Here is a 12475-nt window from a genome sequence, read left to right on the forward strand (position 1 = left end):
GAAAGCCAATCATCCGCAGACCAACGGTATTTGCGAACGCTTTCACAAAACCATCTTGCAGGAGTTCTACCAGGTGACATTCCGGCGCAAGATTTACCAGTCCATTGAAGAGTTACAACACGATCTGGATGATTGGATGGCGTACTACAACAGTGTGCGGACTCACCAGGGAAAAATGTGCTGTGGACGCACCCCGATGCAAACTTTAATTGACGCTAAGGAGATATGGGACGATAAAATTACCGAATTGAATAACTGAATCTGATCTAACAGGCACTCGTCAAATCGGGTAACTGTCAGATCAGATCTCAACTACTACACGTGAATCTATCTTTTTCAACTGCTTCTTAAACTCCGATTCAGCCTTTGTTGCTGTTGACAAGCAGGTTGGGTGGAGGACCGATCGGCTCGAATGTTTTCAACAGCGGAATATCCTCTTTGCTTATCCAGCGGATATCGGTATCAAATGTGTTTTGAGGTCCCCAGCTGCCGGTAAATTTCTTGCCATCAGGCGTGAAAGTCCAGCACATTTCTTCACCCGGAGTATTGATGATGTCACCGAGATTGATCGGTTTCTGCCATTCTCCCTTGGCATCCTGATGTGAAATCCACATATCATGCCCACCGCGAGAATCCGGATCGATCCGTGTACTGGTGATGACCATACTTTTGCCATCTTTTGACACTCCGGTCCAATGCATGTGGTCGCGCTGCGGAGAATTGATTTTCGCTCCCAGGCTCACCGGTTTCTGCCACATCCCATCTTTTTTCTCGACTTTCCAGATATCACTCTCCTGAGTGACGCCTGGCTGACTGTAATTGAAATAAATCAGACTGTCAGAAACAATGATCGGACAATGCTCTTCGCCGGTCGGGGTATTGATACTGGGAAGTTCCGGCACGTCATTCCAGTTTTTGGCCGATTGCCATACACCATCCACTTTCTGTACGACATAAAGATCACCCGACAGCAGGTTACCCGGTTCATATCGCGTGAAATAGATAACATTGCCATCATCCGAGAAACTGGGTTCCAGCTCCCAGGCTGTTGTATTGATATTGGGTCCTACGGCCGGATCGATATCACCACCGAGATGGATGGGTTCCTGCCACACCCCATCTACATTGTGCGCCATCCATATATCAAAATTGTAAGGGGTACCAGGTGATTCGACACTGCCCGCGCGGGTTGACACAAAAATAGCCGTTTTGCCGTCTGCACTATAGGTGATTTCTATTTCCGAACCTGACGAGTTGATGGGTGCTCCCATATCTTTCGATGCAGCCGGCGGCTCAGTCGCTCCGCTGCCTTCAGTTCCGTGCATACCCGGCATGGCATAAGACAGATGACTTGCCAGCATTAAAACCGGTAATGTGGAACACAATTTCATAACAGAGCTGTCTTTCATTCTGTTTCTCCTCTTCTTCAGATAAAAGTAAACCAATCGTTCTCTTTTTTTAAGATTGAGAAGGTATACGATGAATTACTGGAATGTCAAGCCGGAGAAATAGAGCCGCCTTCATTCTATTTCTCCTCCTGAAATTTATGAGTTGAACTTACCAGCGTTAATCTGAGGTTCCTTAAGTGGATTCACGGTAAGTGTGTGGGCTTCCCTGCTACTTCATTTTCCGCTCAAGATGTTTTGCAGTAGTAAATCATTCAGTCGTTTGACGAAACCGGCCGGATCCTCAAGCTGCCCCCCTTCGGCCAGTAAAGCCTGATCAAACAGAATATGACTCCAGTCGGCAAACTTGGCTTCTTCATATTTCAACCGCTGAATCATCGGGTGATGTGGATTGATTTCCAGGAAAGGTTTGCTGTCCGGAACTTTCTGCCCGGCAGATTTCAACAAGCGTCCAAGATTGCCACTCACATCATGAGTATCAGCGACCAGACAGGCTGGTGATTCTGTCAAGCGGTAGGTGATGCGCACATCTTTTACCTGTTCGCCCAACACTTCCTTCATTTTGTTTGTCAATTCCTGAAAATCTCCAGCCTCTTTTTCATGCTCTTTCTTTTCTTCTTCATCTTCCAGTTTGCCCAGATCCAGATTACCCTTGGCAATGGATTGTAAAGACTTGCCCGTATATTCATTCAGATTGGCCACCAGCCATTCATCGATACGGTCACACAACAGCAGCACTTCAATTCCCTTCTTACGGAATATCTCCAGATGCGGGCTGCTTTGGGCTGCCTTCAGGCCGTCAGCAGTAATGTAATAGATTTTTTCCTGTTCCGGCTTCATCCGGGCAATGTAATCATCCAGCGAAACGGTCTGTTCTTCACGTTCATCATGTGTCGAAGTGAATCTCAACAGCTTGGCGATACGCTCGCGGTTGCTATAGTCTTCTGCAATCCCCTCCTTCAGCACCTGGCCGAATTCGCGCCAGAAGGTTTTGAATTTTTCCTGATCTTCACTCTTGTCACTCATGGCAAGATCTTCGATCAATCCCAGCACCTTCTTGACTGAGCCTGCACGAATACTGTCGATATCTTTCGATTCCTGCAGGATCTCACGCGAGACATTCAGGGGCAGATCACTTGAATCGATGATACCGCGGACAAAACGCAAATATCCTGGCAACAGTTTTTCCGCATCATCCATGATGAATACCCGCCTGACGTAAAGTTTGAGGCCATGACGATGTTCACGATCAAACAAATCAAACGGGGCATGAGCCGGGATATACAGCAACTGGATATATTCCTGCTTACCTTCGACTCGGGCATGCACATGAGCAAGTGGCGGTTCGAAATCATGAGCAACGTGCTTATAGAATTCGTCGTACTGCTCCTGCGTAATTTCATTCTTTGGCCGGGCCCAGATCGCGCTGGCCTGATTGATGGTTTCATCCTCGTCGCTCAGCCGGTACGATTTGCTCTCGTCATCCCACACTTCCTTTTTCATGACAATGGGAAGCGTGATGTGGTCAGAGTACTTACGGATGATGGAACGCAGCTGAAAACTGCTCAGCAGTTCATCTTCTCCTTCCCGCAGATGCAGAACGATTTCAGTACCTCGATCCGGCTTTTCCACAGTTTCCAGCGTGTACTCACCCTCGCCACCGGATTCCCAGCGCACACCGTGTTCGATTGTCAATCCAGCACGGCGCGTAGTCAGGGTTACTTTATCTGCAACAATGAATGCCGAATAAAAACCCACACCAAACTGTCCGATCAGGTTGGCATCCTTGGCCTGGTCACCTGTCAGTGAATCAAAAAATTCACGCGTACCGGATTTGGCAATAGTCCCGATATTATTGATCACTTCCTGTCTGGACATACCGATACCGTTATCGATAATCGTGATGGTGCGAGCCTCTTTATCGTAAGCAATACGGATCTTAAGATCAGGGTCGGATTCGTACAGCGCCGCATCGGACAACCCTTCAAACCGCAGCTTGTCTGCCGCATCTGATGCATTCGAAATCAACTCTCGCAGAAATATTTCTTTATTACTGTACAGGGAATGGATCATCAGCTTCAAAAGCTGGTTGGCTTCAGCCTGAAAGTTCAAATGTTCGATGTTTTCCGCAGTTTGCATGCTTTCCTCCTTTAAAAATACGCTAACATTGTGCGGTCAGGTTTCCTGATTTCAAGCTGTTTCAACTTCGAAACCCTTATTCCGCAATTTTTCACTTTGTTAGATTTGTATGAAATTTTTATCTTTTATTTTTCTGGTGTCACTGTGTGCTGTTACTTCTCAAATCAACGCCCAGGCACCAGAACTGCCACTCGACAAAATCAAGTTACCGCCAGGTTTTTCCATCAGTGTCTGGGCGAATGTGCCGGATGCACGCACGATGACACTGGGTGACAAAGGAACGGTATTCGTCGGTTCGAAATCAGCCGGTAACGTTTATGCCATCACGGAAAATGCAGGAAAACGCCAAATCCGAATCATTGCCAGCAAGCTTAAAATGCCAAACGGAGTCGCATTTCATGACGGCGCATTATATGTCTCCTCCGTCAACAGGATCCTGCGTTTCGATAATATCGAGAACACCCTCGACCAGCCTTTACCGCCGCGCATTATAACGGCTGATTATCCCAAGGAAACCTACCACGGCTGGCGCTTCATCGCGTTTGGCCCGGATGGCTGGCTGTATGTCCCGGTCGGTTCATCCTGCAATGTCTGCGAAACAGATCTGGAACATTATGCCCTGATATCACGTATCCGGCCGGATGGATCAAATTATGAAGTATTTGCAAAAGGTGTTCGCAATACGGAAGGATTCGACTGGCATCCTGTCACTAAAGCGTTATGGTTTACCGATATCAGCCGGGAGTGGATGGGAGACAATTTACCACCCGATGAGCTGAATCACGCATCCAACCAGGGCTTGGATTTCGGTTTTCCGTATTGTCATGGCAAGGAAGTTTCTGACCCCAAACTCGGGGCAAAGCGTGATTGTAATAAATTCATTCCTCCTGCCGTTGAGCTCGACCCACACGTTGCTCCCATGGGAATGCGGTTTTACACCGGCACTATGTTCCCCGCTGAATACCATAACGGAATCTTCATCGCAGAACATGGCTCATGGAACCGCAGCACGAAAATTGGCTATCGCCTTGAGTGGGTACAACTCGAGGTAAATGAGGTCGCCAGAAAAGAAATTTTTGCTGAAGGCTGGCTGCAGGAAAACGAAGCCTGGGGCAGGCCTGTCGATGTTCTGGTAATGCCGGATGGAGCGTTGCTGGTCTCGGACGATATGGCAGGTGTGGTTTACCGTATCAGCTACGATCAACCATAAAAGCCATTTTCACCTGCCAGTTAAAACCTGGAATCGAATCACATGGAATGCTGAATGGCGGACAAACTCAGTCCCATAAGCATTTGAGGGAACATGCCCAGCAGTATTATGGCTAGGCCATTTATGCTAACGAGTACTTTGACATCCGGCTTGAACATAATCGGCTGGGTTTGTTCCGGCGCATCGAAATACATAAATTTAATGATGCGCAGGTAGTAAAACGCACCTATCAGGGAAAGCATGACTGCAACCACCACCAGCCAGATGTATCCCGCTTCCAGGACAGCCTGTAGCACGGAGAGTTTTGCATAAAATCCGATCATGGGCGGAATACCGGCCATCGAAAACATTACCAGCAGCATCATAAAAGCGAGCCATGGATTGCGCTGGTTAAGTCCTTTGAGATCACTGATCTTATCCGCTTCAAATCCCTCTCGCGAAACCAGCATGATGATACCAAAAGCACCTAATGTCATCAGCACGTAAGCGATTACATAAAACATGGATGAGCTGTAGCCATTTTCTCCTGCCGCAATGAAACCGAGCAGAACGAAACCCATATGTGAAATAGTGGAATATGCCAGCATCCGTTTGATATTCTGCTGTGCGATCGCCGCGATATTCCCCACGGCCATGGAAGCAACTGCCAGTAATACCAACATTCCCTGCCAGTCAGTCACGAGATCACCCAGACCTCCCACCAGCAATCTCATGACAAAACCAAATGCTGCAAATTTGGGTGCTGATCCGATGAATAAAGTAACTGCTGTAGGCGCACCTTCATAGATATCCGGTGCCCACATGTGAAACGGTACCGCGCTCAGTTTGAAGCCGATACCTGCAACGACAAAAACCAGCCCGATGATAAAAATTTCATGATCTGCCTGACCGGAATGAATGACTTTTGCCAACTCCGGCAAATGTAACGTACCGGTCGCACCATATAACATGGACATGCCATACAGCAGAAAACCGGAGGCCAATGCACCCAGAACAAAGAATTTAATGGCAGCCTCGGTTGCAATGGCTGATTCACGCTGTAATGCCACCATGGCATACAGTGAAAGAGACAGAAGCTCAAGCCCCAGATAGAGTGTTATCAGGTGATTTGCCGAAACCATGACCATCATGCCCAGCGTTGCAAACAGTGCAAGACTGAAAAATTCGCCTTTTAACAATCCTCTGGTACTAATGTAGGATCGGGAATAGATCAGTACCGCTGCAACCGTCACATAAATCAACAGCTTCAGAATATCTGACATCGCATCGCCGACGAACATGCCAGTAAATGTGTATCGAACTTCTGTGGAATAGATACCACAGGTAACCAGTGCACATCCTGCAAGTGTCAGCAAAGATAAATAAAATGCCAGATAGCGATTTCTCTCACCGGCAAATAAATCGGCAAGCATCACCACACAAACCATGAGCAGCAGGAAAATTTCAGGGTAGGCTGGTGTAAAGTCAGGTAACAGAAAATCCATGAAAAATCCTTAATTTCCGGTCAGGAAAAAAAACCTTCATCATCCAAAAAATATTGTTTAAGTGCCTCAAAGCTTGGTACGTGCGACATGTTCAAGCAGATTATCAACCGTGACATGCATGACCTCAGTCAGCGGTAACGGATAGATACCAAGCCCCAGCACCATTACCGCCAAAATAGCCAGGATCAGAAACTCACGTGAGGAAATATCCTGCATTCCTTCTACGTTACTGTTGGTGACTTCACCAAATATGACCTTTTTGTACATCCACAAGGTATAGGATGCACCGAGTATCAAAGTGAGTGCCGCGAAGAAGCCATACCAGAAATTGACTTCGATGGATCCCATGATGACCATGAATTCTCCGACGAAACCGCTGGTGCCCGGCAGCCCGGCATTGGCCATTGCAAACAACATGAACAATGCTGCAAACACCGGCATTCTGTTTACCACACCACCATAATCGGCAATCTGGCGAGAGTGCAGGCGGTCATACAGGACACCTACACACAGAAACATTGCACCTGAGATGAATCCGTGAGAAATCATCTGTACCATGGCTCCCTCAATTCCGTATGCGTTGAACAGGAAGAAGCCCAACGTCACGAACCCCATGTGAGAAACCGATGAATAAGCAATCAGTTTTTTCATATCCTGTTGCATCAACGCAACGATACCGATATACACAACCGCAATCAGGGATAAAACAATCAGGATTCCCGACAGCTCATGACTTGCATCCGGAGCGACAGGCAAAGAAAACCTGAGGAATCCATATCCACCCAGTTTCAGCAGGATAGCGGCCAGTACGACAGATCCGCCGGTAGGCGCTTCAACGTGTGCATCAGGTAACCAGGTATGTACCGGCCACATCGGTACCTTGACTGCAAATGCGAGCATGAACGCGATGAATATCAGAATCTGTGCTGTCATCGGCAAAGGCAGATGATGGTAGTCCAGAATCGAGAAGCTGCCTCCTGAGGTCTGATACAGATAAATCAGGGCAACGAGCATCAACAGTGAGCCAAGCAAGGTATAAAGAAAAAACTTTATGGCGGCATAAATCCGGTTAGGTCCTCCCCATACACCAATGATAATGAACATCGGTATGAGTGAAGTTTCCCAGAAGGAATAAAACAACACGGCATCCAGAGAGGAAAATACACCATTGACGACACCGGACATGATCAGAAATGCTCCCATATACTGAGAAACACGCTCCCGAATCACTTCCCACCCGGCAATCACGACAATTGGGGTTATGAAGCAATTCAGAATGATCAATGGCATCGATATTCCGTCTACTCCCAAAGAGTAGAAGACGTTGAGCCGCTCAAACCAGACGAGATGTTCCGTAAACTGCATGGCACTGGTTGATGGATCAAATCCACTGTATAGAGGAAGAGCCACCAGAAACCCGGCTACAGCTCCAACAAGGGAAAACCAGCGTACAGCCCGTACGTTCCGGTCACCCATCACCAATACGATCAGACCAAAAATAATTGGCAGCCAGATAATCAGACTTAACAGCGGAAATCCAAACAACATGATCTTTTCGTCTCAAATTGCATATCAATGCGTGTTATTTATCCCAGAGAGTCAGCAATAGTAAAAACTACTTCTTCCCTGAATCCTAGAAATGAAACAGCCACAGACTCATCAACACAAAAACACCCACAATCATGCTGAATGCGTAATGGTAGATATATCCTGACTGGAATCGACGGACTACCGTAGAAAACCATGCAACAGCCTTTGCAGAACCATTCACCATCAAACCGTCAATAACTTTGATATCCCCGTATTTCCAGAGCACGTTACTCAGAGAGCGCAAGCCACCTGCAAATAACCATGAATAAAATTCATCGATGTAGTATTTGCGATCCAGAAGAGTATAAACAGGGCCGGCAATTTTCCGAATTTTCCCCGGCAGCTCAACCTTGTACTGATACAGGAACCAGGCAGTAAAAATACCGGCCATTGCCAGCCAGAAAGGCAGTGTCATCAATGAATGAATCATCATTCCCACTATGCCCGTGTAGTGTTCTTTCATGAGCGCCACCACATCATGCTGTTCCTGTATTTCAATAACCCTGGCAAAATAATCTCCAAAAAGCAGCGTACCAATCAACCAGCCTGATGCGACGGTTGGAACGGCCAGCACAACCAATGGGACGGTTACTACCCAAGGCGATTCATGTAAATGCTCCCGCGTATGCTTATCCATTCGTGGCTCACCATAGAAAGTCATGAACATCAGCCTGAAGGTATACAGTGCGGTAACAAAAACCGTTGTCAACACACAGAAATAGGCAAAGCCTGACCCGGGAAGCTGGGAGAAATGCACCGCTTCAATAATCGCATCCTTGGAAAAGAAGCCCGAAAATCCAGGGACTCCCGCACTGGCCAAAGCAGCGATGAACATGGTTGCAAAAGTAATTGGCATATACCTTCTAAGCCCTCCCATCTTGCGCATATCCTGCTCATGGTGCATCGCAATGATGACCGAACCGGCTCCAAGGAAGAGTAAGGCCTTAAAAAAGGCATGCGTCATCAAATGAAAAATAGCTGCTGAGTAGGCCGATGCACCCAGTGCAACCGTCATATATCCAAGCTGCGACAGAGTAGAAAAAGCGACAACCCGTTTGATATCATTCTGAACTACTGCAACCAGTGCCATAAACAGCGTCGTAATGCCCCCTATTACCAGAACAGTCGACAGTGCAGCTTCAGAATGCTCAAACAGTGGCGACATACGGGCCACCATAAATATACCGGCTGTCACCATAGTGGCAGCATGAATCAAAGCAGATATCGGGGTGGGCCCTTCCATTGAATCCGGCAGCCAGACATGCAAGGGAAACTGGGCAGATTTACCCATCGCCCCAACAAATAACAGCAGGCAGATGACAGTCATCAGCATCCAGGATTGACCAGGCCATATTTCGACTGAACGGGATGCCATATGCTCTGCATGCGCAAACACAAGTTCGTAATCCAACGTACCGAAATACATCAATACCAGGCCAATACCAAGCAAAAAACCGAAATCTCCAACTCTATTGACAAGAAAAGCTTTCAGATTCGCATAGATTGCCGTTGGGCGTGTGTACCAGAATCCGATCAAGAGATAAGAAACCAATCCAACGGCTTCCCAACCGAAAAACAACTGCAGGAAGTTATTGGACATCACCAGCATCAGCATCGAAAATGTGAACAGCGAAATATAGCTGAAAAAGCGCTGATACCCGGGATCTCCGTGCATATACCCGATCGTGTATATATGCACCATGAGTGACACACTGGTTACCACAACCATCATCGTGGCAGACAATGTATCTATCAGAAAGCCGATTTCAAATATCGTTTCACCAGATGTCAACCAGGTGTAGACACTACCGTTATAGGTATTCCCCTGTAATACATCGACAAAAATGATAATGGAGGAAACGAGTGACAGCGCTACCAAAATGATTGTTGCGCGGTGACTCCATATCAAACCAACCCGTCGCCCGAAAAGGCCAGCAATAATGGCTCCCACCAAAGGGGCCATTGGAACCAGTAAATAAAGATTTTCCATTTAAGCCATCAACTACCAGAATTGGTTTAACAAATTGCTTTTGATCTCGAAGACACAGGGATACTCAGCCTTTCAATTCATCCAGATCATCCACGTTAATGGTGCGCAGATTTCTGAATAGTGCAACTAAAATTGCCAGTCCGATGGCTGCTTCAGCTGCAGCGACAGTCAGAATAAAAAACACGAAGATCTGCCCCGCCGTATCCTGTAGAAAATGTGAAAAAGCGACGAAATTCATATTGACGGCCAATAGCATCAATTCAATCGACATCAGCAGGATAATGACATTTTTCCGGTTGAGAAAAATACCGACGACCCCAATGGCAAACAGGAGAGCACCCAGCACAAGATAATGTGATAGTGAGACCAAGATGATTACCTTTTAGATGAAGAAAATAGGAAACAGATGGAGTCCTGAGCAAAAATTATTCTTTTCTTTCTGCTGGTATGGATATAACTTTTAACCGCTTTTCACGACTAGCAGCTACTTGTTTTGAAACATTCGAAGATTTTTTATCGGTTCGGTAACGCAACGTTATAGCAATGGCAGCAACCATCGCTACCAGAAGAATGACGGCTGACAGTTCAAAAGCGTATACGTAGTCGGTATAAAGCAATTGTCCCAACTCTTTCGTATTACTGTAGTCCACTGATTTGGAAACTGGAATTTGTATATTTTCAGGTCCGAATTGTTTACTCATCAGTACTATACCTATCTCACCCGTCATAATCAGAGCCAGTATGGCGCCAAACGGGAACCACTTCCAGAATCCTTCCCGCATACGATCCAGGTTGATATCCAACATCATTACCACGAACAGGAACAACACCATGACTGCACCGACATATACCAGAATCAGAACGATGGCCAGGAACTCTGCTTCAAGCAGCAACCATAATCCGGAAGATGTCACAAAAGCGAGTACCAGTAATAGCGCCGAGTGAACAGGATTGCGCAGTGTAATCACTCCCAGTGCAGCAATGACTACTACACTTGCCAGGCTATAAAAAACGAAATCCTGTAAATTCATAAATTTATATCTGTTTGTTAGCGATAAGGAGCGTCTGCTGCCCTGTCTCTGGCTATCTGTTCTTCATAGCGGTCACCCACTGCCAGCAGCATCTCTTTCGTATAGGTCAAATCCCCGCGAACTTCACCATGGTATTCCAGAACACGAGTCTCAACAATCGCATCAACCGGACAAGCTTCCTCACAGAAACCGCAAAAAATACATTTAATCATGTCGATATCGTAACGAGTGGTCCGGCGCGTACTATCGTCACGCTGTTCTGATTCGATAGTAATCGCCATGGCCGGACATACAGCCTCACACAGCTTGCATGCAATACAGCGCTCTTCCCCGTTAGGGTAACGGCGTAATGCATGCAACCCCCGGAAACGGGGTGATTGGGGCGTCTTCTCTTCCGGATAATGCACAGTGATTTTGGGCGCAAATAAATAACGTCCAGTCACTTTCATCCCTTTCAGCATTTCAACCAGCAGAAAGGATTTAAAAAACTGCTTGATACGTTCCATTTCGCTATTACTCTCAGTTAAACCAGAGATTCAACGGGAAACTTTGCCGAACAACCTCTGGTAATTGCATCACCATGCCCAGCACTACGATCCAGACAAGTGTGAGCGGGATAAATACCTTCCAGCCCAGTCGCATAATCTGGTCATAACGATAACGCGGGAAGGTAGCACGGAACCAGAGGAAAAAGAACAGCATGAAGGCTATTTTCAGAAGCAGCCAGACCATGCCGGGAATCAGATTAAAGGGGGCGATATCCACAGGAGGCAGCCAGCCACCCAGGAACATGATGCTGGCCAGAGTCGCAACCAGAATCATGTTGGCATACTCGGCAAGGAAAAATACCGTAAAGGCCATTCCTGAATAGTCTACATGGAAACCTGCAACGATTTCCGATTCCCCCTCCGCCACGTCAAAAGGCGCTCTGTTCGTTTCAGCCACACCCGATATGAAATAGACCAGAAACATCGGGAATAACGGGATCAGGTACCAGTTCAGAAAACTGCCACCCTGCTGCCCTGCCACAATATCTCCCAGATTGAGACTTGAAGACATCATCAATACGCAGACCAGCGCAAATCCCATCGCCAGCTCATATGAAACGACTTGTGCAGCAGAGCGCATGGCTCCCAGGAATGCATATTTTGAATTTGATGCCCAGCCGGCAATAATGACACCGTAAACTCCCAGTGATGTCATAGCCAGAATATAAAGCAGGCCAGCATTGATGTCCGCCAGCACCAGCTCCGGCGAAAAGGGAACAACGGCCCAAGCAGCCAATGCGGGCCCTATGGCAAGAACCGGTGCAAGCAGAAACAGGAATTTATTGGCGCCTGTCGGAATAATGATCTCTTTCATGATTGCCTTGACAGCATCAGCTATGGGTTGCCCCCAGCCACGCAACCAAGGTATATCAAAGAAGGTCACTCTGTTTGGCCCCACTCTGACTTGCATATAGGCGATAATTTTTCTTTCTGCAAAAGTAAGATAAGCAACTGCCAGAAGTAACGGAATGACAATCGCCAGGATCAGCAGCAGATTCTTTATCAGCAGAAAGAGAGGTCCCCCCCATTCACTGCCAAACAATTGCTCAAATAATGGTTGCAAGCTATCCATTGATT

The 12475-nt window shown here is 47.0% G+C and carries 11 protein-coding genes; 2 read left to right on the forward strand and 9 right to left on the reverse strand.

All coding sequences use genetic code 11. The features are described from left to right. A partial coding sequence (locus B5D58_RS10390; RefSeq protein ID WP_143779547.1) for an integrase core domain-containing protein occupies nt 1–259 on the forward strand: 259 nt, incomplete at its 5' end. 100 nt (nt 260–359) lie between these two features. Here the strand turns inward: B5D58_RS10390 and B5D58_RS10395 are convergent. Both B5D58_RS10395 and htpG read right to left on the reverse strand, forming a co-directional pair. Beyond that, nucleotides 360–1409: a PD40 domain-containing protein gene (locus B5D58_RS10395; RefSeq protein ID WP_011112312.1), complete on the reverse strand. Its 1050-nt coding sequence runs from the start codon at nt 1407–1409 to the stop codon at nt 360–362. Between the two features lie 213 nt (nt 1410–1622). After that, nucleotides 1623–3545, reverse strand: a complete 1923-nt coding sequence (gene htpG, locus B5D58_RS10400; RefSeq protein WP_011112313.1) for a molecular chaperone HtpG — start codon at nt 3543–3545, stop codon at nt 1623–1625. Between the two features lie 109 nt (nt 3546–3654). On the opposite strand from htpG, the gene B5D58_RS10405 reads away from it, so the two are divergent. After that, nucleotides 3655–4755 carry a PQQ-dependent sugar dehydrogenase gene (locus B5D58_RS10405; protein ID WP_011112314.1) on the forward strand — a complete coding sequence of 367 codons (1101 nt, stop codon included), beginning with the start codon at nt 3655–3657 and terminating at the stop codon, nt 4753–4755. A 38-nt stretch (nt 4756–4793) separates the two neighbouring features. On the opposite strand, the gene nuoN is transcribed toward B5D58_RS10405, so the two are convergent. From nuoN to nuoH, 7 genes are all read right to left on the reverse strand, one after another. Then, nucleotides 4794–6239 (reverse strand): NADH-quinone oxidoreductase subunit NuoN, encoded by a 1446-nt coding sequence (gene nuoN, locus B5D58_RS10410; protein ID WP_011112315.1) that lies wholly within the window; start codon nt 6237–6239, stop codon nt 4794–4796. Between the two features lie 66 nt (nt 6240–6305). Further along, the gene (locus B5D58_RS10415) at nt 6306–7787 is read right to left on the reverse strand and encodes an NADH-quinone oxidoreductase subunit M (protein ID WP_011112316.1); all 1482 of its coding nucleotides are present in this window, start codon (nt 7785–7787) and stop codon (nt 6306–6308) included. 85 nt (nt 7788–7872) lie between these two features. Beyond that, nucleotides 7873–9819: an NADH-quinone oxidoreductase subunit L gene (gene nuoL / locus B5D58_RS10420; RefSeq protein ID WP_011112317.1), complete on the reverse strand. Its 1947-nt coding sequence runs from the start codon at nt 9817–9819 to the stop codon at nt 7873–7875. A gap of 64 nt (nt 9820–9883) precedes the next feature. Continuing rightward, the gene (gene nuoK / locus B5D58_RS10425) at nt 9884–10189 is read right to left on the reverse strand and encodes an NADH-quinone oxidoreductase subunit NuoK (RefSeq protein WP_011112318.1); all 306 of its coding nucleotides are present in this window, start codon (nt 10187–10189) and stop codon (nt 9884–9886) included. Nucleotides 10190–10244: 55 nt separating this feature from the next. Next, nucleotides 10245–10850, reverse strand: a complete 606-nt coding sequence (locus B5D58_RS10430; protein WP_011112319.1) for an NADH-quinone oxidoreductase subunit J — start codon at nt 10848–10850, stop codon at nt 10245–10247. Nucleotides 10851–10867: 17 nt separating this feature from the next. Next, nucleotides 10868–11356 carry an NADH-quinone oxidoreductase subunit NuoI gene (gene nuoI, locus B5D58_RS10435; protein ID WP_011112320.1) on the reverse strand — a complete coding sequence of 163 codons (489 nt, stop codon included), beginning with the start codon at nt 11354–11356 and terminating at the stop codon, nt 10868–10870. A 13-nt stretch (nt 11357–11369) separates the two neighbouring features. After that, nucleotides 11370–12470 carry an NADH-quinone oxidoreductase subunit NuoH gene (gene nuoH / locus B5D58_RS10440; RefSeq protein ID WP_011112321.1) on the reverse strand — a complete coding sequence of 367 codons (1101 nt, stop codon included), beginning with the start codon at nt 12468–12470 and terminating at the stop codon, nt 11370–11372. Nucleotides 12471–12475 lie beyond the last annotated feature (5 nt).

Source organism: Nitrosomonas europaea (genome assembly GCF_900167395.1).
GTDB classification, from domain to species: domain Bacteria; phylum Pseudomonadota; class Gammaproteobacteria; order Burkholderiales; family Nitrosomonadaceae; genus Nitrosomonas; species Nitrosomonas europaea.